Source organism: Sphingomonas sp. SP4 (assembly GCF_058313375.1).
The window spans coordinates 214,327-240,061 of the sequence record NZ_JBZFLE010000001.1 but is presented as its reverse complement, the minus strand read 5'-3'; the positions used below and the strand labels follow the sequence as shown (position 1 = coordinate 240,061).

30 protein-coding genes and 1 riboswitch are annotated in these 25,735 nt (G+C 63.1%); of the genes, 15 read left to right on the top strand and 15 right to left on the bottom strand.

Annotated elements, in window-relative coordinates; translation table 11 throughout:
* Positions 1-340 precede the first annotated feature (340 nt).
* Together AC4GYV_RS01260 and AC4GYV_RS01255 are read right to left on the bottom strand one after the other, a co-directional pair.
* On the bottom strand, positions 341-1,528 hold the full coding sequence (locus AC4GYV_RS01260) for a threonine synthase (RefSeq protein ID WP_491098856.1): 1,188 nt from the start codon (positions 1,526-1,528) through the stop codon (positions 341-343).
* Positions 1,528-2,430 carry a cation diffusion facilitator family transporter gene (locus AC4GYV_RS01255; RefSeq protein ID WP_491098855.1) on the bottom strand — a complete coding sequence of 301 codons (903 nt, stop codon included), beginning with the start codon at positions 2,428-2,430 and terminating at the stop codon, positions 1,528-1,530. Before AC4GYV_RS01255 ends, AC4GYV_RS01260 begins: the two co-directional genes overlap by 1 nt.
* 135 nt (positions 2,431-2,565) lie before the next feature.
* Here AC4GYV_RS01255 and AC4GYV_RS01250 point away from each other — a divergent pair, with 135 nt between their 5' ends.
* Together AC4GYV_RS01250 and AC4GYV_RS01245 are read left to right on the top strand one after the other, a co-directional pair.
* The gene (locus AC4GYV_RS01250; protein WP_491098854.1) at positions 2,566-4,710 is read left to right on the top strand and encodes a TonB-dependent receptor; all 2,145 of its coding nucleotides are present in this window, start codon (positions 2,566-2,568) and stop codon (positions 4,708-4,710) included.
* A gap of 120 nt (positions 4,711-4,830) precedes the next feature.
* Positions 4,831-5,018: riboswitch (yybP-ykoY riboswitch) on the top strand.
* 3 nt (positions 5,019-5,021) lie between these two features.
* Positions 5,022-5,582 (top strand): TMEM165/GDT1 family protein, encoded by a 561-nt coding sequence (locus AC4GYV_RS01245; RefSeq protein ID WP_491100355.1) that lies wholly within the window; start codon positions 5,022-5,024, stop codon positions 5,580-5,582.
* A 100-nt stretch (positions 5,583-5,682) separates the two neighbouring features.
* On the opposite strand, the gene AC4GYV_RS01240 is transcribed toward AC4GYV_RS01245, so the two are convergent.
* The 4 genes from AC4GYV_RS01240 to AC4GYV_RS01225 are packed head-to-tail and all read right to left on the bottom strand — an operon-like array spanning position 5,683 to position 7,232.
* Complete coding sequence (locus AC4GYV_RS01240) at positions 5,683-5,916, bottom strand: hypothetical protein (protein WP_491098853.1); 234 nt, start codon at positions 5,914-5,916, stop codon at positions 5,683-5,685.
* Positions 5,913-6,311: a PspC domain-containing protein gene (locus AC4GYV_RS01235; RefSeq protein WP_491098851.1), complete on the bottom strand. Its 399-nt coding sequence runs from the start codon at positions 6,309-6,311 to the stop codon at positions 5,913-5,915. Before AC4GYV_RS01235 ends, AC4GYV_RS01240 begins: the two co-directional genes overlap by 4 nt.
* Positions 6,312-6,328: 17 nt before the next feature.
* On the bottom strand, positions 6,329-7,102 hold the full coding sequence (locus AC4GYV_RS01230) for a PspA/IM30 family protein (RefSeq protein WP_491098850.1): 774 nt from the start codon (positions 7,100-7,102) through the stop codon (positions 6,329-6,331).
* Positions 7,095-7,232, bottom strand: a complete 138-nt coding sequence (locus AC4GYV_RS01225) for a hypothetical protein (protein WP_491098849.1) — start codon at positions 7,230-7,232, stop codon at positions 7,095-7,097. Before AC4GYV_RS01225 ends, AC4GYV_RS01230 begins: the two co-directional genes overlap by 8 nt.
* A gap of 222 nt (positions 7,233-7,454) precedes the next feature.
* Here AC4GYV_RS01225 and AC4GYV_RS01220 point away from each other — a divergent pair, with 222 nt between their 5' ends.
* The gene (locus tag AC4GYV_RS01220) at positions 7,455-7,679 is read left to right on the top strand and encodes a hypothetical protein (RefSeq protein WP_491098847.1); all 225 of its coding nucleotides are present in this window, start codon (positions 7,455-7,457) and stop codon (positions 7,677-7,679) included.
* On the opposite strand, the gene AC4GYV_RS01215 is transcribed toward AC4GYV_RS01220, so the two are convergent.
* Positions 7,643-7,930, bottom strand: a complete 288-nt coding sequence (locus AC4GYV_RS01215) for a DUF3297 family protein (protein WP_491098845.1) — start codon at positions 7,928-7,930, stop codon at positions 7,643-7,645. The genes AC4GYV_RS01220 and AC4GYV_RS01215 overlap by 37 nt on opposite strands.
* Before the next feature lie 124 nt (positions 7,931-8,054).
* On the opposite strand from AC4GYV_RS01215, the gene AC4GYV_RS01210 reads away from it, so the two are divergent.
* Genes AC4GYV_RS01210 through AC4GYV_RS01200 form a run of 3 tightly spaced genes read left to right on the top strand, consistent with a single transcriptional unit; the run spans position 8,055 to position 11,622 of the window.
* Positions 8,055-9,323 carry a 3-methyl-2-oxobutanoate dehydrogenase (2-methylpropanoyl-transferring) subunit alpha gene (locus AC4GYV_RS01210; protein WP_491098843.1) on the top strand — a complete coding sequence of 423 codons (1,269 nt, stop codon included), beginning with the start codon at positions 8,055-8,057 and terminating at the stop codon, positions 9,321-9,323.
* Between the two features lie 8 nt (positions 9,324-9,331).
* Entirely contained in the window at positions 9,332-10,336 is a 1,005-nt protein-coding gene (locus AC4GYV_RS01205; RefSeq protein ID WP_491100354.1) for an alpha-ketoacid dehydrogenase subunit beta, read from the top strand.
* Positions 10,336-11,622: a dihydrolipoamide acetyltransferase family protein gene (locus AC4GYV_RS01200; protein WP_491098842.1), complete on the top strand. Its 1,287-nt coding sequence runs from the start codon at positions 10,336-10,338 to the stop codon at positions 11,620-11,622. The genes AC4GYV_RS01205 and AC4GYV_RS01200 overlap by 1 nt, the downstream gene beginning before the upstream one ends.
* A gap of 60 nt (positions 11,623-11,682) precedes the next feature.
* Here the strand turns inward: AC4GYV_RS01200 and AC4GYV_RS01195 are convergent, their stop codons facing one another.
* Positions 11,683-12,660, bottom strand: a complete 978-nt coding sequence (locus AC4GYV_RS01195; RefSeq protein ID WP_491098841.1) for an SDR family NAD(P)-dependent oxidoreductase — start codon at positions 12,658-12,660, stop codon at positions 11,683-11,685.
* 137 nt (positions 12,661-12,797) lie between these two features.
* Between AC4GYV_RS01195 and AC4GYV_RS01190 the strand changes: the two genes are divergently transcribed.
* The gene (locus AC4GYV_RS01190) at positions 12,798-13,376 is read left to right on the top strand and encodes a TetR/AcrR family transcriptional regulator (protein ID WP_491098840.1); all 579 of its coding nucleotides are present in this window, start codon (positions 12,798-12,800) and stop codon (positions 13,374-13,376) included.
* A 3-nt stretch (positions 13,377-13,379) separates the two neighbouring features.
* Here the strand turns inward: AC4GYV_RS01190 and AC4GYV_RS01185 are convergent, their stop codons facing one another.
* The 7 genes from AC4GYV_RS01185 to AC4GYV_RS01155 form a co-directional block, all read right to left on the bottom strand.
* Positions 13,380-13,646 carry a DUF5985 family protein gene (locus AC4GYV_RS01185; RefSeq protein WP_491098839.1) on the bottom strand — a complete coding sequence of 89 codons (267 nt, stop codon included), beginning with the start codon at positions 13,644-13,646 and terminating at the stop codon, positions 13,380-13,382.
* Positions 13,647-13,650: 4 nt separating this feature from the next.
* Positions 13,651-13,929, bottom strand: coding sequence for a DUF5985 family protein (locus tag AC4GYV_RS01180; protein ID WP_491098838.1), 279 nt, complete (start codon positions 13,927-13,929; stop codon positions 13,651-13,653).
* Complete coding sequence (locus AC4GYV_RS01175) at positions 13,922-14,299, bottom strand: hypothetical protein (RefSeq protein ID WP_491098837.1); 378 nt, start codon at positions 14,297-14,299, stop codon at positions 13,922-13,924. Before AC4GYV_RS01175 ends, AC4GYV_RS01180 begins: the two co-directional genes overlap by 8 nt.
* A 71-nt stretch (positions 14,300-14,370) precedes the next feature.
* The gene (locus AC4GYV_RS01170; RefSeq protein ID WP_491098836.1) at positions 14,371-15,132 is read right to left on the bottom strand and encodes an alpha/beta fold hydrolase; all 762 of its coding nucleotides are present in this window, start codon (positions 15,130-15,132) and stop codon (positions 14,371-14,373) included.
* A gap of 7 nt (positions 15,133-15,139) precedes the next feature.
* Complete coding sequence (locus tag AC4GYV_RS01165) at positions 15,140-15,331, bottom strand: DUF1059 domain-containing protein (protein ID WP_491098835.1); 192 nt, start codon at positions 15,329-15,331, stop codon at positions 15,140-15,142.
* A gap of 114 nt (positions 15,332-15,445) precedes the next feature.
* Positions 15,446-15,691 carry a DUF6582 domain-containing protein gene (locus tag AC4GYV_RS01160; RefSeq protein WP_491098834.1) on the bottom strand — a complete coding sequence of 82 codons (246 nt, stop codon included), beginning with the start codon at positions 15,689-15,691 and terminating at the stop codon, positions 15,446-15,448.
* A 154-nt stretch (positions 15,692-15,845) separates the two neighbouring features.
* Positions 15,846-16,397, bottom strand: coding sequence for an FMN-dependent NADH-azoreductase (locus tag AC4GYV_RS01155; RefSeq protein WP_491098833.1), 552 nt, complete (start codon positions 16,395-16,397; stop codon positions 15,846-15,848).
* A gap of 130 nt (positions 16,398-16,527) precedes the next feature.
* Between AC4GYV_RS01155 and AC4GYV_RS01150 the strand changes: the two genes are divergently transcribed.
* From AC4GYV_RS01150 to AC4GYV_RS01115, 8 genes are read left to right on the top strand one after another with little or no spacing between them, the layout of a single operon-like run.
* Positions 16,528-16,902: a winged helix-turn-helix transcriptional regulator gene (locus AC4GYV_RS01150; RefSeq protein ID WP_491098831.1), complete on the top strand. Its 375-nt coding sequence runs from the start codon at positions 16,528-16,530 to the stop codon at positions 16,900-16,902.
* A gap of 37 nt (positions 16,903-16,939) precedes the next feature.
* Positions 16,940-19,252 carry a thiamine pyrophosphate-binding protein gene (locus AC4GYV_RS01145; protein WP_491098829.1) on the top strand — a complete coding sequence of 771 codons (2,313 nt, stop codon included), beginning with the start codon at positions 16,940-16,942 and terminating at the stop codon, positions 19,250-19,252.
* Between the two features lie 9 nt (positions 19,253-19,261).
* Complete coding sequence (locus tag AC4GYV_RS01140; RefSeq protein WP_491098828.1) at positions 19,262-19,714, top strand: MaoC family dehydratase; 453 nt, start codon at positions 19,262-19,264, stop codon at positions 19,712-19,714.
* Complete coding sequence (locus AC4GYV_RS01135; RefSeq protein ID WP_491098826.1) at positions 19,711-20,541, top strand: HpcH/HpaI aldolase/citrate lyase family protein; 831 nt, start codon at positions 19,711-19,713, stop codon at positions 20,539-20,541. Before AC4GYV_RS01140 ends, AC4GYV_RS01135 begins: the two co-directional genes overlap by 4 nt.
* 9 nt (positions 20,542-20,550) lie before the next feature.
* Positions 20,551-21,645, top strand: a complete 1,095-nt coding sequence (locus AC4GYV_RS01130) for an NAD(P)-dependent alcohol dehydrogenase (protein WP_491098825.1) — start codon at positions 20,551-20,553, stop codon at positions 21,643-21,645.
* Positions 21,642-23,558, top strand: a complete 1,917-nt coding sequence (gene acs, locus AC4GYV_RS01125) for an acetate--CoA ligase (protein ID WP_491098824.1) — start codon at positions 21,642-21,644, stop codon at positions 23,556-23,558. Before AC4GYV_RS01130 ends, acs begins: the two co-directional genes overlap by 4 nt.
* Positions 23,555-24,034: a DUF3833 family protein gene (locus AC4GYV_RS01120; RefSeq protein WP_491098823.1), complete on the top strand. Its 480-nt coding sequence runs from the start codon at positions 23,555-23,557 to the stop codon at positions 24,032-24,034. The genes acs and AC4GYV_RS01120 overlap by 4 nt, the downstream gene beginning before the upstream one ends.
* Before the next feature lie 42 nt (positions 24,035-24,076).
* Positions 24,077-25,732: an MFS transporter gene (locus tag AC4GYV_RS01115; protein ID WP_491098822.1), complete on the top strand. Its 1,656-nt coding sequence runs from the start codon at positions 24,077-24,079 to the stop codon at positions 25,730-25,732.
* Positions 25,733-25,735 lie beyond the last annotated feature (3 nt).

Sequence of the window (25,735 nt, the reverse complement as noted above, 5' to 3'; positions counted from 1 at the left end):
GTCGCTTCGGAACCACCGATTGCGGATTCCGGCGCCGATACCCGGGCTTCAGTCCCCGGATCTTGGCCCTGTTGAGTCGCAATCACTGGATCGGAAGCACGGGAGCCCCGCCAGGCATTTTCCTACGCCTGACGGGGCTCTTTTTGCGAGTCGATCCGAGTCGTTGCGAATCCCACAGGCTTATGCACCGATTCACTCACAGTTTTGTCGCATGACGGACACGAATCCGCTGGACGAACCGCAACCATGGTGTATTGTTTTCATGTGCTTCCGGAGTCGAAAGACAAACGAAGCATGGAACCCCGGCAACTTCGGTTGCCGGGGTTTACTCGTTTAAGGGCTAGAGCGCTCTCGGGTCCGCCTCGGCGAGGACCAATCGCTTTGAGCGATCAGCCAACGGGTACTTGTTCCCGTTCGCGCAGTTGAACAGCACGACGCGCTCATCGCGACCGACCAGTCCGCGCTCATTCGCCTGCCGCCATGCCGCCAGCACCGCGCCGCCTTCCGGACAGAATAAGAAACCGTCGTCGCGGGCTGCGTCTTCTACGGCTTGCAGGATCGCATCCTCGGGCACGGCGATCCCGGCTCCGCCGCTTTCGCGCACCGCTCGCAGGATCAGGAAATCGCCGACGGCCTTGGGCACCCGGATCCCCGTCGCGACAGTTGCCGCATGTTCCCATCGTTCGGCGAACTCTTCGCCATTTTCGAATGCACGCACGATCGGCGCGCAGCCCTCGGCCTGAACCGCGTACATGCGCGGCCGCTTTGAACCGATAAGTCCAAGGGCTTCGAGCTCGTCGAACGCCTTCCACATGCCGACGAGGCCAGTGCCGCCGCCGGTCGGGTAAAAGATCGCATCAGGGAGCTCCCAGCCGAGTTGTTCGGCGAGCTCCAGCCCCATCACCTTCTTGCCTTCGAGGCGGTACGGCTCCTTGAGCGTGGAACAGTCGAACCAGAGGCCTTCCGCCGCCCCCTTGCCCACGAGCGCACCGCATTCGTCGATCTGCCCGTCCGCGACATAGACGTGCGCGCCATATGCAGCCGTCTCCGTCACATTGATTTGGGGAGTCTCCGCCGGGCAGATGACGATAGTCTCCATGCCCGCTCTGGCGCCGTAGGCCGCCAGAGCCGCTCCGGCGTTGCCGTTCGTCGGCATGGCGATCCGCTCAATGCCAAACTGCTTCGCCATGGTCACGGCCATCGCAAGGCCCCGTGCCTTGAACGACCCGGTTGGTAGCCGCCCTTCGTCCTTCACGAGGAGGTTGGGGCCGCCCGTGCGCGGCAACGCCACGATGGGCGTCTCCGGCTCGCCGAGGCTGACGGGTTCGCCATCGTGGGGAAGCAGCTCGCGCCATTTCCACATACCTGGCTCGCGCGCGGCTATACTCTCGCGGGTCAGGGTCCGCTTGGCCGCGTCGAGGTCGTAGCGGACCAACAGCGGTTTTCCGGCGCGTGACAGGTTGTGAACTTGGCCGGCTTCATAGCGCTCGCCGGTCAGCGAGCATTCGAGATGCGTGACGAGGCTCATCAGCAGGTCGTGTCTTTGAGGTGCACGCACTCGATTTGGATGGTGCAGTGCTCGATATTGAAGCGGGCGTGGAGCATCCTTCGCGCAGTCTCGAGCAGACCGTCGGTCGACGCCACGTTCGGTGCCACTAAGTGTACGGTGAGAGCCGTCTCCGTCGTACTGAGGGGCCATATGTGAAGGTCGTGCACCGTCTCGACGCCTTCGATTTGAGCGAGTTCCTCCTCGACCTCCTCGGGCTCGATGCCTTCCGGCACGCCCATCAGCGACATGCCGACCGATTCCTTCAGCAGGCCGAAGCTGCCCCAGAGGATCACGATTGCCACAACCAGGCTCATCGCCGGGTCGACCCATTGCTGGTCGGTCCAAAGGATCACCAGGCCTGCCACGACCACCGCAGCCGATACGGCAGCATCGGCGGCCATGTGGATGTAGGCGGCCCGCGCATTCAAATCGTGCTCGCGGCCGCGAGCAAAGAGCATGGCAGTGACGAGGTTGCCGGCGATCGCGACCAGGGCGACCCAGATCATCGTCTGAGCCTCGGCAGGGGCAGGATGCAGCAGCCGGCGGATGGCCTCGGCGGCAATTGCTCCGACCGCGACCAGCAAGAACAGACCGTTTGTGAGCGCCGCGAGGATGGAAGCCTTCTTGAGGCCGTAGGTGAACCGGCGCGAGGGCGAGCGTTTGGCCATGACGGCGCCGGCCCAGCCAACGACCAGGCCCAGAACATCGGACAGGTTGTGACCAGCGTCGGCGATCAGCGCCATCGAATTGCCGATCAGACCATACACGAACTGTAGGATCACGATGCCCACGTTGATGGCGATGCCGAGCACGAAGGCTCGGGTGTAGTCCACCGGAGCGTGGTGATGATCGTGATCGTGATGGTGCGCGTGACCCGTCATGCGGGTGACCTAGCCGAGGCCATCGAACATCGGCAAACCTCTGTCCGTCGAAAATGAACTGCAATTCGTCCAATGTTCACCTTGCGATAATATAACATGCAGTTTAGCGCGCCTGAATTCCCTCCAAGGCGGCTCATGTACAAAGTGTTTCTATTCGCCACCGCGGCTGCGGTCGGCACGACTGCAACTCCGGCGTCGGCGCAGCAGGCCAGCGGTACCCAGATTGCACCCTCCGCCTCCGGCGCCGGTGACAATGAAGCCGATGCCAGTGCACCGCCCAGGCCGGGAGACGCGAAGGCCGCGCACCCGGACCCCGACCAAGCCATCGTCATCACGGGCGTCCGCAAGCGTGCCGAGGACGTGCTCGGTGGCGTGTCGGTTCTCAACCAAACCGAGCTGAATCGCGCGGTTCGTCCGAGCATCGGCGACACGCTCGCGCAGCTTCCCGGCGTTTCCTCGACCAGCTTCGGCCCAAAGGCTTCGGCACCTGTGCTGCGCGGTCTCCAGGGTGAGCGCATTAGGGTGCTGACGGACGGTATCGGCTCCCTCGATATGTCGTCGCTAGGCCCAGATCACGAAATCGCGATCAATCCGATTACGGCCGAGCGGATCGAAGTGCTCCGCGGGCCGGCGGCGCTCCTGTTCGGCTCCTCCGCGATCGGCGGGGTGGTCAATGTGGTCGATAATCGCATCCCCCGCACGGTTCCGACCAGTGTCGTTCGTTTCGACGGACTCGCTCTTTACGGAAGCGCGGCCAACGAACGTGGGATCAACGGCGCGATCGACGTTCCGGTGGGCGGACATTTCGTGATCCACGCGGATGGCAATTACGACAAGACGGACGACCTTGAGATTGGCGGGTACGTGCTCTCTAAGTCCCTGCGTGAGCAGGCACTCGCCAGTCCGGATCCGGACATTCGCGCACTCGCCAAGCTCAAGAACACGCTTCCCAACTCGGCCTCGCGTACGGCTGAGGGAGCGCTTGGACTTGCGTACGTTGACGGAGCGCTGAACATCGGATTCTCGGTGACGCGCCACACCTCAACTTACGAAGTGCCGATCCGTTATTCGCTGGTACCAGGAGAGCACTCCGAGCAGCCGACTCTCGACCCCCGGCAGACGCGCTTCGATTTCCGCGCGGAAGTCCCGATCAATGGCTTCTTCAGCCAAATCCGCGCGCGGGCAGGCTATTCGAAATACCATCACGACGAGCTCGACCCAGAGGGCAACATCGACACGAGCTTCTTCAGCAACGGCGGCGAAGGCCGGCTGGAGCTTGTGCAGCAGGATCATAGCGGTTGGGGCGGCACGAGCGGCTTCTCCTATCTGAACCGCGATGCGCGGATTGAGGGCGAAGAGAAGTTCCTGCCCGACAGCCGGCAGAAGCAGGCCGGACTGTTCACCCTGCAAACCTACGTCAAAGGCCGCTGGCGGTTTGAGGGCGGAGCGCGCGTGGAGTTCAGCAAGCTTAGCGCAGACGCTGATGAGCAAATCGGCACGCCGGCGCTGGCAGAGAATTTCACCTCGATTTCGGGCTCAGTCGGCGGTCAGTATGAATTTTCGCCCGGCTGGCGGGCGGGTCTGTCGGTGTCTCACACTGAACGCGCGCCTTCAGTAGATGAGCTATTCGCCGACGGGCCGCACGGCGGCAGTGAGGCCTTTGAAGTCGGTGACCCCAATCTCAGCCTCGAGAAGGGAAATGGCGTCGAATTAAGCCTGCACGGCACGAGCGGCCCGGTGCACCTGTCGGGAAGCCTATACTACACCAGCTTCTCGAACTTCATCTTCTCTGCCCCTACGGGCGAAGTGAAGGACGATTTGCCCGTCTACCAATTCTTCCAGGGCAAGGCCGACTATTATGGCTTCGAGCTACAGAGCGATGCGAAGTTCGGCCACGCGCTGGGTATAGACTGGGGTGGCGAATTCCAGGCTGATGCTGTGCATGCCACGGTGAAGAGCTTCGGACCGGCACCGCTCATCCCGCCCTTCCGCCTGATGGGGGCGCTGACCGGGAGCCGCGGAGAATTCGACGGGCGGTTCGAGCTCGAGCGAGCTTTCGCGCACGACCGGACCGCGCCGAACGAAGCCGATACACCCGGCTATACCCTGCTCAATGCTTCACTCGACTGGCACCCATTCGAGAAGAACCCAGCGCTCACGCTGACGCTCAGCGCGAACAACCTGCTGGATGTGGACGTGCGCCGCAGCACGAGCATCCTTCAGGAATATGCGCCGCTGGCAGGACGCGACATTCGGCTAACCGCGCGCGTGGGGTTCTAAGGGCTCAGCGGATCGAAGCGATCTGAGGCGTGCCAATGCGAGAGCTGCAGCGTTATCCCGCGTGAGTTGTTGACGCGCCTTCGGTGCCGGCTTGCGCGAACCGCGCCAGCTGACTACGCGGCGCCCGTCATCTGGGGAGTAGCCAGCCGGCTCGTCGAGCCGGGCGCCTGCGTCAACATACTTGGCCGAGAGGTCATGGTGCGGGCGGTGCGGAGATTTCCGTCCGGGCGAGACCAATGACACTTCGCTTCCGCTCCAGCCGGGCGGGAGGCGTGGTGTCTTGGCTGTTGCCGCCCGGCTGCGGAATTCCGATGGAAGCCTTTCTTACTTCGACCTTGCTCGTCGCGCTCGCCGAGATTGGCGACAAGACGCAATTGCTGGCGATTGTTCTTGCTACGCGGTTCAAACGGCCGCTGCCCATCATCGCCGGCATTTTTTGCGCAACGATGGCCAACCATGCGCTGGCTGCCTTCGTAGGCTCCGAAGCGGCGGCGTTCCTTCAGGCCAGCTGGTTCCGGATCTTGATCGCTTTGTCCTTCATCGCGATGGGTCTTTGGACGCTGGTTCCAGATAAGTTCGACGAGGACGAAGAGCCGAAGCGGAAGGGGAGCGCGTTCATCGTGACGCTGGTCTCGTTCTTTTTCGTCGAGATGGGTGACAAGACTCAGCTGGCCACCGTCGCACTTGGCGCCAAGTTTCACGACGTTGTCGCCGTGACCGCAGGCACGACGCTGGGGATGATGATCGCCAACGTCCCTGCGGTGCTGCTCGGCAATGAGCTCATCAAGCGAGTGCCGATGAAGCTGGTGCGGATCCTCGCCGCCCTGCTTTTCGTCGCGATCGGCTCCTGGATGCTCATCGCGATCCTCTAGCCGGACAAAAATAAAGAGAGGCGGTCCGGGAAGGGATCCGGACCGCCTCTGCTGGCCTCGTCTACTGGGGAGTTTCTGACGAGGCGCGGGGAACTCTGAACTAAATATCGATACCGGCAGCGATGGCTTCAAGCTTGCGGACCCGTTCCTTGAGATCCGCCATCTCGATCCGGCCTCCTGCCGGGGGCAATGTCCGGTCCCCTGAAGCCTGTGCCAGCTCCATCTTCTTGAACTCGAGCCAGCCGTTCCAGGCCCTGAGGCCGGCCACGCTAGCCCCGCCAAGTCCGGCGATCACGCTCGCCGACAGCACTCCAATCGTCAGCGGATCCATCACTTCTCCTCCTGCCGGAGCGCTTCGATCTCGCGCGCCAGGTCGTCATTCTGAGTGTTGATGTGATGATCGATCGCCATCAGCCGGCGGTCGGTCTCGTCCAGCTCGGTGCGCATCGCGTGCACCGTGGGCTTGCGGCGGACGGTCTCGTCCATTCGGTCGAAGTCGCTCATGCGCCTGTCTCCGGTCATCGACTTCTTCTTCTGGATCGTCAGGTAGATCCCGACGGCGGCGTAAGCGATCAGCGTAAGCTTGAAGCTGATGAAGATCGCGGCCGCGACAACGCCGATGCGAACGAAGGTCGGATCGATTCCGATCATGTTCCCGAGCGTTGAGCAGACGCCTGCAATCTTCGCGTCCCGTGTGTCGAGCGAATATGGATAAATCTTGCGGGCCATCATTCCCCTACCCTTTCTTACTGAACCCGCGCTTTGAGCGCGGCCTTCATCGCTTCGAGCTCGCGGTCGACCGCTTCGGCGGCCTTGAGCTCGTGAATTTCGTCTTCGAGGCTGCTGATCCCGAGCGCTTCAGCGCGGCCTTCAGCAAAGTCAGCGCGGCGCTCCAGCAGTTCGAACTTCGAGAACGCGTCCTGCGTCCGGCTGCCGTTCATTACCTCGCGCGCCTTGGCCCTGGTCACGGCGCTTTCGAACCGTGCCGCAATGGCGTTCTGGCGGGCGCGGGCTTCGCGGAGCTTCGCCTGAAGCTTGCCGATATCGGCTTCATATCCGCGCAGAACCTGCTCGATCTGGTCGGCCTCGGCGCGCAGGTCCTCGGCCATGTCGGCCGCCTTCTGCTTCTCAATCAGCGCCGCCTTCGCCAGGTCCTCGCGGTCCTTGGAAAGCGCCAGCTCGGCCTTGGCAGTCCAGTCATCCTGGATCTGGTCGAGCCTTCCGAGCGCCCGCCGCATCTCCTTGATGTCGGCTATCGAGCGCGCCGCCGAAGCCCGAACCTCGACCAAGGTCTCTTCCATCTCGAGGATGATCATGCGGATCATCTTCGCCGGGTCTTCGGACCGGTCGAGAAGCTCCGTCATGTTCGCCGCGAAGATGTCACGAGCGCGGCTGAACACGGGACCGCTGAACCATGCCGCGACCGGGGCAAACCGCTCGCTCTTGGGTTCGGCCTCGACCTCGATCAGGCGAGGGGTGCGGACCGGAACGTGGGCTTCAAGAACTTCGAGTTCAGGCATTGATGGTGACCTTTACAGGGTTGGCGTTCGCCTGGGCCGGACCGACCGCTGCGCCGATGGCTACTGTGCTCATGGCAAGCGCCGCGACGATGGCGACCAGCGTGCGAGTGAGTGGCGACTGCGACGACATTTCTAATCTCCCTTTTGGCGATGTCCGGTTTGCCGGATCACCGATGCGAGATACTATTCAAGGGGTGTGCCAATCCCGGAAAACTGCCAAAAATGCCTTCAGGTCAGGTTGTTTGGGAGATTTCACCAACCAAGACTTGGCGGAATTCGCCAAGCCTGTTTGGGAACATTCGCCAGCCCCGGCGCGTCGAACCGAAAAGACTTCGAACGAGGAGAATCAGCGATGTTGGGTAAGCTTGCGGGCGCGTTCCTGGGTGAGAAGATCGCCGGCCGTCATTCGGGCGCCAAGGGCGCGCTACTGGGCTTTGGTGCCGCAGCTCTGGCGCGGCGCAGTGTGCCGACGCTTGCTGCGGTCGCGCTTGGCGGATGGGCGTTCAACAAGTGGCGCGAGCGGCGTCGCGCCGACGGGTCCTATGACTCGGACGCGGCTTCTTCGCCGTCTGTTTGACCGACGTCCTCATAATAAGGCTCGACCTTGCCGTTGAGCTTCAGCGTCATCGGCCGTCCGTAGCGATCCAGGCTGCGGCCGGCCGCAACGCGAATCCAGCCCTCTGACACCGAATATTCGATGACGTTGGTCTTTTCCGAACCGTTGAACTTGATGCCGACGCCGCGGCTGAGGAGCGCCTCGTCGTAGAAGTCGCTGCGCGGATCGAGCGAGAGACGGTCGGGCGGTGTGTCGGTTTGGTTCTCAGCCATGCGCGCGCCCTACTCTCCAGCGCCTTTGCTGGTCAACGAAGCGCGCGATTCAGGGGAGGTGTAAAGTATACTTGTCATCGAGAGTTGCCGCGTGCGCGAGTCAAGACTAAGCGCTCGCCCACACATGAGTGACAAGGACCCATCACTTCGCCGCAACGCGCCGAAGCTCGCGCTGCACGTACCGGAACCGCCGTTCCGTCCGGGCGACACACCCGACTTCTCATCGCTGCAGGTTCCTGCTGCGGGAAGCGCTCCGCGCCCCGACGTCGCCGCAAAGGCAGCGGAGACGCATCCGCTAACGACGCATCTCGTCCGCGTGCTTGGCGAGGACAACAAGGCAGTCGGTCCGTGGGACCCGAAGCTGGACCCCGAAACACTGCGGAAGATGCTGCGCGACATGGTAACGGTGCGCATCTTCGACGACCGCATGTACCGCGCCCAGCGCCAGGGTAAGACCAGCTTCTACATGAAGTGCACCGGCGAGGAGGCGATCGCGATCGCTGCGCAGACAGCGCTCGACCGCGAGGACATGCACTTCCCGACCTATCGTCAGCAGGGGCTGCTCGTTGCGCGCGGCTATTCGCTGACGGAAATGATGTGCCAGATCTATTCGAACAAAGGCGACAAGCTGAAGGGTCGGCAGTTGCCGATCATGTATTCGGACAAGGCGTACGGCTTCTTCTCGATTTCCGGCAACCTCGGTACGCAGTTTCCGCAGGCCGTCGGTTGGGCGATGGGCGCAGCGATCAAGGGCGACAGCCGGATCGCGATGGGATGGATCGGCGACGGCGCAACCGCGGAAGGCGACTTCCATTCGGCGCTGACGTTTGCCGCTGTCTACAACGTTCCGGTCGTCCTCGCCGTGGTGAACAACCAGTGGGCGATCTCGAGCTTCTCCGGCATTGCCGGCGCGGAGCGCGCGACCTTTGCGCAGCGCGCGGTGGGTTATGGAATCGCGGGCCTCCGCGTCGACGGAAATGACGCGCTCGCTGTCTACGCAGCGGTAAAGTGGGCCGCGGAGCGTGCACGCACAAATTCGGGACCGACGCTCATCGAGTTCTTCACGTATCGCGCTGAAGGACACTCCACGTCCGACGACCCGTCCGGCTACCGTCCAACCAACGAGGCGAAGCTCTGGCCGCTCGGGGACCCGATCGAGCGCTTGAAGGCGCACCTGCTTGCGCTCGGCGAATGGGACGAGGAACGGCATGCGGCGATGACTGCTGACGCGGACGCTGCCGTCCGCGCTGCGCAGAAGGAAGCCGAAAAGCTCGGCATCCTTCCCGAGCAGGGCAAGGATGGCGTCGAGACCATGTTCGAAGACGTTTACGCGGACGTGCCGTGGCACATTGCCGAACAGCGTGAGCAGGCGCTGAGCGAGGGCCGCGACTGATGCCGACGATGAACATGATTCAGGCGCTGAACGACGCCCACAAGGTGACGATGCGCAACGACGACGATGTCGTCGTGTTCGGCGAGGATGCGGGCTATTTCGGCGGCGTGTTCCGCGTCACCGAAGGCCTGCAGAAAGAATTCGGCAAGACGCGCGTGTTCGACGCGCCGATCAGCGAGGGGGGCATCGTGGCCGCCGCGGTTGGTATGGCGGCCTACGGCTTGAAGCCGCTGATAGAGGTCCAGTTCGCCGACTACATCTATCCGGGTTACGACCAGATCGTCAGCGAAGTCGCGAAGATGCGCTACCGGACGGGCGGCGAATGGACGATGCCGATGGTCATCCGCACACCGTATGGGGGCGGAATCTTCGGCGGACAGACACATAGCCAGTCGCCGGAATCGCTGTTCACTCACATTGCTGGCCTGAAGGTCGTCGTTCCCTCGACGCCTTACGATGCGAAGGGGCTACTGATCGCGGCAGTAGAGGATCCTGATCCAGTGATCTTCTTCGAGCCGAAGCGCATCTACAACGGGCCGTTCGACGGTCACCACGATCGGCCGGTGAAGCCCTGGTCCAAGCATCCCGCTAGCGAAGTGCCCGAGGGGCATTACACGGTGCCGCTCGGCAAGGCTGCGATCGTTCGCGAAGGTGGAGCGGTGACCGTTCTAGCCTACGGTACGATGGTCCACGTCGCGCAAGCCGCAGTGGAAGATCAGGGCCTCGACGCCGAGGTCATCGACCTTCGCACGCTCGTGCCACTGGACATCGAGACGATCGAGAAGTCGGTGGAGAAGACGGGTCGCTGCCTGATCGCTCAGGAGGCGCCGCGCACCAGCGGCTTCGCTGCTGAGCTAGCCGCGCTCGTCCAGGAGCGCTGCTTCTATCATCTCGAAGCGCCGGTTGAGCGCGTGACCGGTTGGGACACGCCTTATCCGCACGCATATGAATGGGCCTATTTCCCGGGCCCGAAGCGCATGAAGCGCGCCCTCGAAAAAGTGATGGCTGACTGATGGCTCGATACGAATTCAAGCTGCCGGACATCGGCGAAGGCATTGCCGAGGCGGAGATCGTCGCCTGGCACGTGAAGGTCGGCGACACGATCGCCGAGGACCAGCAGATCGCCGACATGATGACCGACAAAGCGACGGTCGAAATGGAATCACCGGTCGCGGGCAAGGTGCTCGAGCTTGCCGGTGAAGTCGGTGACCAGGTGCCGATCGGCTCCGTCCTCGCGGTAATTGAAACCGAAGGCGCGGATCGCGTTGCGCAGCCGGTCGAGGACAGCAAGGAAGAGCGTCCGCTCGCCGACGGCGCGGTGGAAGCGACGCCCGAGCAGGCGAAGGAAATCCCCGTCGTCGCCATCGAAGAGCCTACGCCACCGCCGGCTGCGCCCGCCCCGCGCGTCGAACCGGAAGTTGCGAAGAAGGAGCCTTCATCGGCGCACGTCCTCGCATCTCCGGCGGTCCGCGCGCGTGCGCGTGACCTGGGCATCGACCTTGCCGAAGTGAAGACGACATCGGATCGCATCCGCCACTCGGATCTCGACGCTTACCTTCTCTACAATGGCGGGAGCGTCTCAACGCGCGGCGCCGCCGCTCCGCGCAAGGACGAGACGATCAAGGTGGTCGGCCTGCGCCGCAAGATTGCGGAGAATATGCAGGAGGCGAAGCGCCGCATCCCGCACTTCACCTTGGTCGAGGAGTTCGACGTCACCGATCTGGAGGACACGCGTGCGATGATGAATCGCGATCGCGGCTCGAACCCGAAGCTGACTTTGCTGCCTTTCCTGATCACCGCAATGGCGCGCGCGCTGCCCGAATGGCCGATGCTCAACGCCAATTACGACGACGACGCCAACGTCATTACGCGGTTCGGTGCCCTCAATCTCGGCATGGCGACGCAGACTCCGAATGGGCTGATGGTTCCCGTCATTCGCAACGCTCAGAATTTGAGCGTCTGGGACCTCGCTCGGGAGATCACCCGTCTTGCTGAAGCGGCCCGTTCCGGCAAGGCGACGCGCGAAGAGCTCAGCGGTTCAAGCATCACGCTGTCGAGCCTCGGCCCGATGGGCGGAGTCACCTCGACACCGGTCATCAACCGGCCCGAAGTCGCGATCATCGCGGTCAACAAGGTCGAAGAGAAGGTCGTCGTGATCGACGGGGAGATCGAGGTCCGCAAGCGCATGAACCTCTCGCTCAGCTGCGATCATCGCGTGGTGGACGGCTGGGACGCCGCCAGCTTCATGCAGACCCTCAAGGGCTACATCGAGAACCCGTTGAGGCTGCTCTCGGCCTAGTAGCCAAAAGTCCCGGCGCCGCATCGGAGGGGGCGAGCGGCGCCGGGACCAGATCGCGGTTTACAGCGCGATCACTTCCTCGATCTTGGCGACCGGCTCTTCGAACCGCTCGCCGACCATTTCTTCGCTCTTGGCCCAGAGCGCCTTCGCGCGCTCGGGATCGAGCGCGTAGGGACGCACGCCCTCCGACACGGCACTGATCTCGGCTTCAGTGATGTTTGTCGTAACGTGGCAATTCTCGCAGTAGCGGCCACCTACCTCGTCAACGTCGGCCACCACGCCGGCCCAAATCGAGGTGGCCGCACCCTGCGGAATCGTCTTCCACTCGAACGTCGCGATATCGAGCCCTGCCGACTTGAGCAGCCTCTCGATCTCGCCCTGGTCCATGTATCGGCCGAGCTCGGTCTGGATGCCGCCCGGATGGACTGCCACCGCTCGCACGCCGCGGTTCTTGTGACGACGGTCGAACTCGACAGCGAACAGGATATTCGCCGTCTTGGAACGGCCATAGGCGGCGAAGGGCTCGTAGGGCGTCCGCTCGAAGTTGGGGTCATCAAGGTTGACGTCCGAGAAGCGGTGCCCGGACGACGCCAGGTTCACCAGCCGCCCGCCTTCGCGGATCAGCGGGGCAATGCGATTGACCAGCACGAAGTGGCCCAGATGGTTGGTGCCGAACTGGCGCTCAAAGCCGTCAACAGTATGCTCTAGCGGCGTCGCCATCACGCCGGCGTTGGCGATCACCAGGTCGAACGGGCGGCCGTCCGCAACGATCTGGTCGGCGCCGGCGCGGACGCTCTTGAGGTTCGCAAGGTCGACTTCGACCAGATCGATCGGCCAGGCTCCGGCTTCGCGAAGCGCACGCTCCGCCTTTGCCAAGTCTCGCGCGGTGCCGACGACTTCCGCGCCGTGAGCCTTGAGCGCACGCGCCGTCTCGACTCCGAGCCCGGCAGATACGCCGGTCACAAGCGCGCGCTTGCCGGTCAGGTCGACGCCGGTGAGAACGTCTTCAGTAGTGGATTTCGCTCCGAATGCAGTCATGTCATGTCTCCTGGGGAGAGGGCAAAAAGCGGCCTCTTCGCCGCCGCTGGGGGTTGCGGACGGACGACCGAATCACTAAACTGGAGGACGCCTCCGCTTAAATACGGAGGGTTCCTCCGTTTTTCAAGAGACTTTTTTTGGCTGCCGATTCCGCCCCTGCCCGCAAGCCTCGTGCCGACGCTGAGCGTAACCGCCAGCGCCTGCTCGAAGCAGCGCGCGCAGCGTTCAGTGAAAGCGGCACATCGGTCAGCCTGGAGGAAATCGCACGATCCGCGGGCGTCGGGATTGGCACGCTCTACCGCCACTTCCCCACCCGCGACGTGTTGATCGCCGATGTCTACAGCAACGAAGCTGCCAAGCTGGGCGAAGCAGCGCGGCAGCTAGCCGACCAGCATCCGCCGCTTGAGGCATTGCGCACCTGGCTGCTCCTGTTCGTCGACTATCTTTCGACCAAGTTGATCCTGGTCGAGGCGTTCAAGTCGATGGTCGGCGATACATCTCGGCTCACTGCCGCTTCAGGCGACATGCTCAGCTCGTCGGTCACGTTGCTGATCGATCGGGCGGTTGAGAATGGCGACATTGCAGCCGGCGACATCGACCCGCTCGATCTGCTGCGCGCACTGACCGGAGTAGCCATGGCTGGCGCCGGCCCCGACTGGCACGTCGCCGCAGCGCGAATGGTCGACATTCTGATCGCCGGCCTGAAGCGCGCCTGACAATCAGGCTTTTGCGCCGCGATTCTTCCGGAGGATCGCGAAGAGGATCAGAGCGAATGCGGCAAGCCGGATGAGATAGACCGGTCCGCGCTCTTCAGTCGGAATGTTCGCTAGCGAGAGGATCGTCTGGCCGCTTCCAAGCAGCGCGAACGCCAGTGCGAAGGCGAGGAACAGGCCGTCATGCGTCCGCCGCCAGAAGTTGATGAAGAACAAGCCGCAGACGAAGAAGCCCATGGCCACTGCGCCCGACAAGAAGTCGTAGAGCGTCATCGCGTCATTCCTCCCCGACGTCCCATACGAACCCCCAGATAAGCGATACCACTGCAGCGAGGGCCAATCCCAGGCGTGCAAGGCGCAGATCGATGTCGTCCGGCCACACGACCAAGTCCAGGACCAAAACCAGATTGTTCGCGGCGAGGAAGCCGAAGCAGATGCTGCTCCACAGCAGCAGGCGGGTTCGGTTGGCGCGGTAGCTTCGTCCGAGCAACCACGCACAGGCGGCGCTGGTCAGGAAGCAAAGCACGTAGACGACAGCCGGAAAGACTTCACTCATCCGACTTCCCCCGTAACCTGAACGCATCGGCGAACGCCGTTGCACTGCTGCTGCTTGCGGCGACAATGGCACGGCGAACCTTGTTCGGGCGAGAGCGATACATCTGCTCGACGCGATCGACACATTCTTCGACGTCACGATTGACCGGCAAATAGGCAGCGCCATCGCCCTCAAGCGACGCAAGGCCAGCCGCCGCAAGTGCATCGAGCGCCTTGGTCACCACCAACTCGCTGGCGCGAAGGGTCCCCACCAGTTCTTGGGGTGCCCAAAGGCGTCGCTCGCTCTTTAGCGCGAGCAGCACTTCGAGTGCCCACACCGAGGGAAAGCTCGCTGCGATGAATCGCAGGAGATCGTCGTCGGAGCTGCTCACCGGCCCCGCATCAACGCCACGCCACCATGAACCTCGCCTAGCGGCTTGAACGCGGCGCTGACAACCCGGACCTAGGCGGCGGCTTCGATGATCAGCCTGGTGATTTCGTCTGGATGCGAAATGAGCGACAGATGGCTCGACTTCAGCTCGATGGTCTTCGCGTTCATGCGCTTCGCCATGAAGCGCTCCAGATCCGGATTGATCGTGCGATCCTCAGTCGAGACGGCATAGAAGCTAGGCTTCAACCTCCACGCCGCATTGGTCGTCTTTCCCGTGAGCAGGGCTTTGTGGAACGGCTGCTGGACCGCGTAGAGCACCCTCGCCTTCGCGGGCGGGATGTCGCCCGCGAAATCACGGAGAAACGCCTCTTCCGTTAGCCGACCTTCATCGCCGTCGTAGACGATTCCGGCCGAGGCTGGCGGCGCCGGATATTTGGCGGCGAGCGCCGTGTAATCCTCGCCAGCATCGGGCGCCCGGGCGGCAACATAGACCAGTGCTGACACATTGGGATGCACGCCTGCTTCGGTGAGGATCATGCCGGAGAAGGAATGGCCGACGAACACGGTCGGACCGTCCTGCCGGTTTAGTACTTTCGTCGCCTCTGCGACGGCGTCAGGAAGCGTCGTCAGCGGATTCTGCACGGACGTCACGTTGAAGCCCGCGGGCTGCAGGCGGCTGATCACCTCGGACCAACACGTCCCATCCGCGAATAGGCCATGGACCATGACGATGTTGCGGGCCTTTGGGCGGACGGCTTGAGCGGCGAATGAGTGCGAAGGTGCAACAGCCATAGCCGCGCCCGCCGCCAGCAGCGTGCGCCGGTCGATCAGCACACCTCGGTCAGGCAGGTGCGCCCTCTTTCACCATTTGCCGCAGTTGATCCCGAAGTTCCGGCGTGTCCTGATGCCCATGGACCCTTGCGGCGTGCTGCGCGGCGGCTTCGACCACCTCTTCCGCGTTGTCGGCCGAGATGGCGACGGTGCAACCCGACTCGCTCGGATAGTCGCGGCAATCGATATATTTGCGGTCCATATCGGCCTCCTGGCGCGATGCCGGCCTGGTGACGCAGACTGGAGGCGCGCAGCCGACGCACGCGGGACGCGGCTAGCTGCGCCCCGTGATTATTGGAGTCAACAATGAGGTCGCTCAGCTCTTTTTGCCGAGCTCGTGCCAGCTCTTCTCGTTGACCTCGACGCCATGTTTCTTGGCTGCCTTCTTGATGCGGCTCCACGCCTCGTCGCGCTCCGCGTCAGACACACCCTCGACCTGGTCGAAGCGCGCAATCGCGTTGCGCACGTGGCTGGCGTTGTTGAGCGGCTCCTTGCGCTCTTTCGGGAATGCGAACTGGTCTTCATCGAGCTTGTCGCGCTGGGCTTCGCTGAGTTCGGCCATGATTGCTCCTTTCACGCGAGTTCAACGCGCGAACAGCCGTGCCGTTCTCATTTGTAATGAAGAGCCCCGGCCTTCGCTCAGAGGGGGCATTGCGAAGGCCGGGGCTCTGGATGGCGGCGCTTAGGGAGCGAGGCAATAGAACGCCGCCAGCTGCTTAGGCCGCGAGGCGGACGGTCTCTCCGAGTGCCTGACTCAGCGAGGCTTCGCGCTGCTCGGGGCCGATCGCGAGGCCGTCGGCTACGACAAATTCCGGCTCGATACCGATGAAGTTGAAGACGCCACGCAGGTAGGTTTCCAGATGCTCGAGCGCTGCGGCGGGCGAGCCCTCATTGTAGAAACCGCCGCGAGCGAGCGCGATGATGACTCGCTTGCCAGTTGCTAGACCCTCGGGACCGTTCGCGCCGTACTGGAAAGTCTTTCCGGCAATGACGATGCGGTCGATCCAGGCCTTGAGCTGGGTGGGGAGCGTAAAGTTGTACATCGGCGCGCCGATCACGACGGTATCGGCCGCAAGGAACTCGTCGAGCACGCTGGTATCCGCGAACGCATCGAGCGTCAGATGCGGCAGCGGGTTCGCGGCCAGATCGCGATAGACAACTTCCTCGCCCCACTGGGCGGACTTCAGCTGGTCGACGATCGAGTTTGAAAGAGTCCGGCTGGCACTGTTCTCGCCATTGATGCTGGCGTCGAGATGAAGGATGGTCACTATTGCCTCCTAAGTATGGATTCGTTACCGAGGCACCCTAAATAACCACCGAAGAATCGCCCGCAAGAACGCACTTTTTTGTGTTGGACGAACAAATTTGTGCGGTGGGAACATGGAGGTGACTGAGACTATGAAAGACCCCAGCAACCCCGTCTGCCAGACCATCAGCACCCTGCTCTCTCGCATCGGCGACAAGTGGACGGTGCTCGTCGTGCAGACGCTCGGCGACGGTTCGAAGCGCTTCAACGAACTGCGGCGCGAGATCCCGAGCGTATCGCAGCGGATGCTGACGCTCACCTTGCGCAATCTGGAGCGTGATGGACTGGTCAGCCGCACTGTAACGCCGACCATCCCGCCACGCGTGGACTATGAGCTTACTGAACTGGGCAAATCTCTGCAGAAGCCGATTTGCGGGCTGGCGACCTGGGCCACCGAGAATGTCGAGCAGATCCATGCCGCGCAGGCCCGCTTCGATGCGGAGCAGGACAAAGCTGCCGCGGCATAGGATTTTCGCCGCCGTTCGAACCCGCTAGTGCGGCTTCATGTTGAAGCCTGTCACGACCGACATTGAAGCGCTGAAGATCCTCGACGAGCGGCTGCGCTGGCTGTCCGCCTGGACCATCCACTATGCCAACCACATCCGGCCCAACGGCGACGGGATCAAAGTCGGCGGCCACCAGGCATCGAGTGCGTCGATGTCGGCGATCATGGCCGCCCTCTACTTCAATGCGCTCGGGCCGAACGACCGGGTGGCAGTGAAGCCGCATGCGGGCCCGGTGCTCCACGCGATCCACTATCTGCTGGGCTCGCAGAGCCGCGAGGCGTTGGAGAATTTCCGCGGCTTCGGCGGTGCGCAAAGCTACCCCAGCCGTACCAAGGACCAGATCCCCGTCGACTTCTCGACAGGCTCGGTTGGTCTGGGTGTCGCGATCACGCTCTTCGCCAGCTTAATCCAGGACTACGTCACGGCCCATGGTTGGATGGACGAAACCGACCGCGGCCGTTTCGTTGCGCTCATGGGCGATGCGGAGCTGGACGAGGGCAACATCTATGAGGCCCTGATCGAGGGCTACAAACACGACGTCCGCAACCTCTGGTGGATTGTCGACTACAACCGCCAAAGCCTGGACGCGACGAGCGCCGACCGCATGTTCGAGCGTTTCGATGAGATTTTCCGCAGCTGCGGCTGGCGCGTTATGGAGTTGCGTTACGGCAAGAAGCTCGCGGCGGCACTCGAAAAGCATCCCAAGCTCAAAGCCTGGTTCGAGCAGCTGCCCAATGCCGATCTGTCGGCACTGCACTATCAGGGGGGCGGCGCGTGGCGCAATCGGATCACCGCCGAATTAGGCAAGGCCGCTGCGCCCCTTCTGAAGGAATATGACGACGCGGCGCTCGCCGCCTTGTTCAGCGACCTTGGCGGCCATTGCATGGAGTCGCTGGTCGAGGCGTTCGCAGCAGCGCAGGACGATGTCCCAACATTGTTCATCGCGTGGACGATCAAGGGCTACGGCCTGCCGTTCGCCGGCCACAAGGACAATCACGCCGGCCTCATGAACCCGACGCAGCTCGCCGCCTTGCGCGACGCCATGGGCGTTCGAGAAGGACATGAGTGGGAGCCGCTGGAAGGCGTCGGCGATAATGCGCGAACCGGCGTCGAGGCCGTGCTCGAGCGCGCCCGCGTCATGCGCGACAAGCGCGCGCGGAGCTTCGGCAAGGTCACCATTCCCGCGATCCCCGCACCTGCCGGAGAGGAGCAGTCGACGCAGGCCGCGTTCGGCCGCATCCTGCTCGAGCTTTCGAAGGCCGGCGGCGATCTGGCTGACCGGATCGTCACGACCTCACCCGACGTCACCGTCTCGACCAACCTCGGCGCCTTCGTGAACCAGCGCGGGCTGTTCCGGCGGAGTGACACGGTCGATGTGTTCGCTCAGGCAAAGATTGCATCTGCGCAAAAGTGGAGCGGCAACAACAAAGGCCAGCACATCGAACTTGGCATCGCCGAACACAACCTCTTCCTCATGCTAGCCGCGGCAGGCCTGTCCGGCGATCTCTTCGGTGAGCGGTTGTTCCCGATCGGCACGCTCTACGACCCCTTCATCGCGCGCGGCCTCGATGCGCTGAACTACGCTTGCTACCAGGACGCGCGCTTTCTGCTCGTCGCGACGCCGAGCGGCATCACGCTTGGTCCCGAAGGCGGTGCGCACCAGTCGATCAACCCGCCTCTCATCGCGCTCGGCCAGCCGAACCTGCGGCATTACGAGCCGGCGTTCGCAGACGAGCTAGCTGCGATGATGGAAGAAGCGTTCCGCCTCATCGACGATCCGAACGGCGAGAGCACCTATTTGCGCCTGTCCACGCGCAGCATCGAGCAGGTCGAACGTCCTGACGACGCCTGGCGAGAAGGCGCGTTGAAGGGCGCTTACTGGCTCCGCGAACCCGGCCCGAATGCGGAAGCGGCAATTGTCGCCATGGGCGCCGTGATGCCCGAAGCGATCGCCGCGTGGGAGGAGCTTAACGAAGACATTCCGGGTCTCGGCTTGCTCGCCGTCACATCGCCGGACTTGCTCCATCGCGGCTGGACCGCCGCGCAGGCAGCTCGCTGGAAGGGCGAGCGCAATCCGAGTCACATTGAGCAGTTGCTCTCAGCGCTTCCACCAACTGCCGGCCTCGTCACCCTCGTCGACGCTGCACCGGCCTCGCTTTCATGGCTAGGCGGCGTGCTCGGCCAACGCGTCGCACCGCTCGGCGTCGAGAAGTTCGGCCAGACCGGCAACCTCGCCGATCTCTACGCAGCATATCGTCTGGACGGCGCGGCGATCACCGAAGCCGTTGCCGAACTGCTGCTCGCTCAATAGGGAGCAGCGATGGCCGGGCGTTATTTCGACGAGTGGCAAGTAGGCGACAAGGTCGTCCACGAGATCACGCGCACCGTGACCGAGGCCGACAATCTCCTCATCACGACCCTCACCCACAATCCGCAGCCGCTTCACCTTGACCGGGAGGCGGCAAAGCAAACCGAGTTCGGCCACCGGCTCGTAAACTCCTGCTTCACCTTCAGCCTGATGGTGGGTGTCAGCGTCCACGACACCACGCTCGGCACGCTGGTCGCGAACCTCGGGTACGACAAGCTCGTGTTCCCCAACCCGGTCTTTATCGGCGACACGTTGCGCAGCGAGTCCGAATGCACTGCGGTCCGCGAGAGCAAGTCGCGCCCCAACGCCGGCCTAGTCACCTGGGCGCATCGCAGCTTCAACCAGCGCGGCGAACTGGTCTGCGAATGCACGCGCACGGCCCTTCTCCTGAAGAAGCCTGAATGAGCGAGCCCCGCTCCTGGCTGTTCGTCCCGGCCGACAGCGAGCGGAAGATCACCAAGGCGCTCGATAGCGACGCTGATGCGATTATCTTCGACCTAGAAGACAGCGTCGCTCCGCAGATGAAGCCAGTGGCGCGTGACGTCTTGAAGTCGCTGTTGAAGCGCTCAGGCGGTCCGCAATGGTGGGTGCGCATCAATCCGCTCACCAGCGAATTCCTGCGCGACGATCTTGAGCTGATCGGCATCGCCGATATCCACGGCATCGTTTTGCCCAAGTCCGAAAGTGGCGCGGATGTTGTTCAGTTGTCGCATCGGACTGGCAACATCCCGATTCATGCCATCGTTACCGAGACGCCAGCGAGCCTGTTCGGCCTACTCTCCTATCGCGATCCGCAATCGCCTCTCGTTGCGATGAGCTGGGGTGCGGAGGACCTTTCGGCGGCGATGGGCGCCTCTTCCAAGTACGACGCCGACGGCGAACTCAGCTTTACCTACAAGATGGCGCGCTCGCTCTGTCTTGCGGGAGCCATTGCGGCCGGCGTTCAGCCGGTTGACGGCGTGTTCGCCGACTTCCGCGATGAGGAGGGTCTGCGCGCCGAAGCGGAAGCGGCTCGGCGCGAAGGCTTTACCGGCAAGCTCGCAATCCATCCCGCGCAGGTGTCGGTCATCAATGCGGCTTTCACGCCGTCCGCAGACGACATCGCCCACGCGGAGGAAATCGTCGCCGCCTTCGAGGCACAGCCCACCGCAGGCGTGCTGTCAGTAGGCGGCAAAATGGTGGATCGGCCTCACCTTGTGCAGGCCCAGCGTGTGCTTGAACGAGCTCGATAGGAGAGACTCATGGCGACGACGATAGAACCCTCGACCACTTCGGAAACCGCGAGCGGACCGACGATCGCGAAAGGTTGGGGCACCGACGCGCCCGATCAGCCGCTTCGCCCGATGGAGTTCGAGCGGCGAGCGCTCCGGCCCAACGATGTCGCGATCCAAATCACCTACGCCGGCATCTGCCACAGCGATCTGCACACTGCCCGCAACGACTGGGAAGGCACGATCTATCCGGTGATCCCCGGCCACGAGATCGTCGGGACCGTCACCGCCGTTGGCGATGAGGTCACTCGCCACCGCGTCGGCGACACCGTTGCGGTTGGCTGCATGGTCGACAGCTGCATGGAGTGCGACCAGTGCCTGGAAGGCTGGGAAGTCTTCTGCCGCAAGGGCTGCGTCCAGACCTACAACAGCGCCGACTATCATGATCATACGATCACCAAGGGCGGCTACACCGACCATATCGTCGTGCGCGATCACTTCGTCCTGAAGGTACCGGACGGCATGGACGTCAGCCGGGTAGCGCCCCTGTTGTGCGCCGGCATCACGACCTACTCGCCGCTGCGTCAGTATAATGTTGGGCCGACCAGCAAGGTCGCGGTCGTCGGTCTCGGCGGCCTCGGCCACATGGGCGTGAAGCTGGCTGCCGCCATGGGCGCACATGTCACGATGATCACAACGACCCCGAGCAAGGGCCAGGACGCCCGCGAACTAGGCGCCCATGACGTGATCATCTCGACCGATCCTGAGCAGATGGCGGCCGCCGCAACGCGGTTCGACTTCATCCTCAATACCATTCCGGTGAGCCATGAGATCGACGGCTACTTGCAGTTGCTCGGACGCTCGGGACGGATGGTGATCGTCGGCGCGCTGATGCAGATGCCTGGGTTCAAGGGATCGAACCTCATCTGGTGGAACCGGGCCGTCGGCGGCTCTGCGATCGGCGGCATTCCGGAGACCCAGGAGATGCTCGATTTCTGCGCGGCGGAGGGCATCTATCCCGACGTCGAGCACATCGAGATGAGCCAGGTGAATGACGCCTATGAGCGGCTGTTGAAGAACGACGTGCGGTATCGCTTCGTGATCGACATGAGCCGAGGTCTATGACGGAGGCGATCTACCCGATCCCCGAGACCTTCAACGCGCGCATCGGCCCGCGCGAGCTCGAGGAGCTCAACGACCTTGCCCGGGCCGATCCGGACCGCTTCTGGCTCGACCAGGCACGCCGGCTGACGTGGAACAAGTTCCCCACCAAGGCCGGCGACTGGGCCTATGACGAAGACAATTTCCACATCGAATGGTTCGCCGACGGCCAGCTCAACGTGTCGGTGAACTGCCTCGACCGGCATCTCGCCGAGCATGGCGACCGCACCGCGATCATTTTCGAGGCGGACGAGCCGGGCCACGGCCATCGCTGGACCTACCGAGAGCTGTACGAAGAGACTTGCCGCTTTGCGAACCTGCTAAAGCAGCATGGGATCAAGCGCGGGGACCGCGTCATGATCTACATGCCGATGATCCCCGAGGCGGCGGCGGCCATGCTCGCCTGCGCGCGCATCGGCGCGGTTCATTCGGTGGTGTTCGGCGGCTTCTCGCCCGAGAGCCTCGCCGGACGGATAGCGGATTGCGACGCCTGTGCGGTCATCACTGCCGACGAGGGCGTGCGCGGCGGCAAGCGCATTTCCCTCAAGCGCAATGTCGACGAGGCTCTTCTCGAGCGCGACGTTCCCACGGTTATCGTCGTGACCCGCACCGGTGCCGAAGTGCCGATGAAAGAAGGCCGGGACATCCGTTATTCGCGAAGCGGCCTGTCGACCGAGTGCGAGCCAGAGATCATGAACGCGGAAGATCCGCTGTTCATTCTCTACACTTCCGGATCGACCGGGAAGCCGAAGGGCGTCGTTCACACGACTGGCGGCTATGCAACCTGGGCTGCGACGACCTTCGACTGGATCTTCGATTACCGCCCCAACGACGTCTTCTGGTGCACCGCCGATATCGGTTGGATCACCGGCCACACCTATGTCGTCTACGGGCCCCTGATGATGCGCGCGACGAGCGTAATGTTCGACGGGGTGCCGAATTACCCCGATTTCGGGCGCTTCTGGGAAACCGTAGACCGGCTCGGTGTCACGATCTTCTACACCGCGCCGACCGCGATCCGCGCACTCGAGCGCGAAGGGGACGAATGGGTCACGCGCCATTCGCGCAAATCTCTCCGGTTGCTCGGTACCGTTGGTGAGCCGATCAATCCTGACGCGTGGGAGTGGTACTGGCGCGTGGTCGGCGACGGCCGCTGCCCGATCGTCGACACCTGGTGGCAGACAGAAACGGGAGGCGCGATGATCTCGCCCATCCCCGGAGCGATAGAGGCCAAGCCCGGATCGGCAACCAAGCCGCTGCCGGGCATCCATGCCGAACTGGTCGACCCTGAGGGCAAGGTGCTGGAAGGCGCGATCAGCGGCAATCTGTGCCTGACGTCATCATGGCCCGGCCAGATGCGCACGGTCTGGGGCGACCACAAGCGTTTCTTCGAGACGTATTTCAGCACCTACCGCGGCAAATATTTCACCGGCGACGGCTGCCGTCGCGATGAGGACGGCTATTACTGGATTACGGGCCGCGTCGACGATGTGATCAACGTCTCCGGTCATCGCGTCGGCAGCGCCGAGGTCGAAAGTTCCCTGGTCTCGCACGCGAAGGTCGCAGAGGCGGCAGTCGTCGGATATCCGCACGATATCAAGGGTCAGGCGATTTACGCCTACGTCACGTTGAACGCCGGCGACGAAGGCAGTGACGAACTGCGCAGGGAGTTGATCCAGGAAGTGCGTCACGACATCGGCGCCCTCGCCGCTCCCGATAAAATTCATTTCACGCCGGCGTTGCCCAAGACGCGCTCGGGCAAGATCATGCGCCGGATCCTGCGCAAGATCGCGGAGGGGGAGACGTCCGGCTTTGGCGACACATCGACCTTGGCGGATCCCAGCGTCGTGGACGCGCTTCTGGCGGGACGCCAATGAAGCAGTTGGTTGCGTTCGCTGCGCTGGCTGCAGTCTCCGCTTCCGCCGAAGCGCGCAACTTCGACATGATGGCCTTCTTCACCGGCCGGACCCACGCCGACAATGTGCTGAAGACCGCGCTCCATGGCCCAACGCCGCTGATCGTGGACAGCGTCGGCGGGAAAGGAGATCGCGGCGACTTCGTGCTGATCGACACGGTGCATGAAGGCGACAAGCCGGTGCGCCAGCGCAAGTGGATCATGCGGCAGGCGGCGCCCAACCATTTCACCGGCACGCTCACCGACGCAACGACGCCGGTCGACATTGTCGTCGACGGCGACACTGCGACTGTTCGCTACACGATGAAGGGCGGCATCAAGATCGTTCAGACGATGAAGCTGCAGCCTGACGGAAGGACGCTTTCGAACTCAGTCGACGCCCGCAAGTTCGGAATGAAGTTCGGCAGCGTCACCGGAACGATCCGCAAGCTAGACTGAGGCAGCCGCTTTGCTATCCCTCCCTCTGGGGAGAGGTGACAAATGGCGTCGGTTGCAGAACATGAGAATCGCAAGCCCTGGTCGATGGCACGGGTCGTCATCGCCTCGTCGGCCGGTACGGCCTTCGAATGGTACGATTTCTTCATCTTCGGGAGCCTAGCGCCGGTCATCTCCAAGGTGTTCTTCGCGAGCCTGGAGCCAACGCCGGCACTGATCGCCGCGCTCGCGCTCTTCGCCGCCGGCTTTGCATTCCGCCCGCTCGGCGCACTCATCTTCGGCGTCGTCGGCGACAAGCTCGGCCGCAAGGGAGCATTCCTTGTCACCGTCAGCCTGATGGGCGGCGCGACCTTCCTGATCGGCTTGCTGCCGACTTATGCGCAGGTCGGTGCGCTCGGACCGGCGCTGCTCATCTTTCTGCGCATCCTTCAGGGCATCGCGCTGGGCGGGGAATATGGCGGCGCGGCGATCTACGTCGCCGAGCATGCGCCGCGGCTGAAGCGAGGCGCGTCTACTGGCTGGATCCAGTCATCTGCGTCGTTCGGCCTGCTGGCAGCGCTCATGGTCATCGTCGCAACGCGCCAGGCAGTCGGCGAGGATGCCTTCATGGCCTGGGGCTGGCGTATTCCGTTCCTGGTTTCGGCGGTCCTGCTCGCAATCTCCGTCTGGATGCGGGCCAAGCTTTCCGAAAGCCCGGAATTCGCCAGGATCCAGGAGGAAGGCGATGTGGCCCACAAGCCGCTGCGCGAAGCGTTCGGCAAATGGAAGAACCTGCGACAGGTGCTGATCGCCTTCTTCGGCATCATGTGCGCTCAGGGCGCTGTCTGGTATTTCACCTTTTTCTACCTGCAGGTGTTCCTCGAGAAGTCGCTAGGCCTGTCCGCAGAGACCAAGGACCTGCTGCTGATCGTGATGACGGTCGTCAGCGCACCGCTCTACGTCTACTTCGGCTGGCTGAGCGATCGCATTGGCCGCAAGCCGGTGATGGTCGGCGGCATGCTCCTTGCGCTCGTCCTGTATTTCCCAGGCTCGCATTGGATGGCGCGCGCCGCGAATCCCGCGCTGATAGAGGCGCAGGTAAACACGCCCGTCGTCGTCGAGACGGATCCGAAGACCTGCTCCGTCCAGTTCGATCCGCTGGGAACCGCAAAGTTCGTCAGTCCTTGCGATATCGCCAAGAGCGCCCTCGTGACGAAGGGCATCTCTTTCCAGACCAGGCCATCCTCAAGCGGCCAGACCCAGGTAATCGTTGGGACGGAGGGAATCGCGATTCCGTCGGGTGAAGGTCTGGGCGGCGCCGAACTAAAGGCGCTGAAAGCGACGACCGCGGCGACGATCGGCAAAGAGCTGGAAGCAGCAGGTTACCCGAAGGCTGCCGCTGCGGAGGATGCCAACATCACGCTCCTGATCATCGTGTTGCTCTTGTTCGTCGTGGCCGCAACCGCCGTCTACGGTCCTCAAGCAGCGGCCCTGGTCGAGATGTTTCCGACGCGCATCCGCTACACCGCCATGTCATTCCCCTATCACGTCGGCACTGGCTGGGTCGGCGGCTTCCTTCCCGTCACAAGCTTTGCGCTCGTCGCGATCACGGGGAATATCTTTGAGGGCCTGTGGTACGCCGTGATTTTCACCGGCATTTCGGTCGTCGTGTCGCTGCTGTTCCTGAAAGAAACGGCCGGCCGTCATCTCCGCGACGTCTGACCT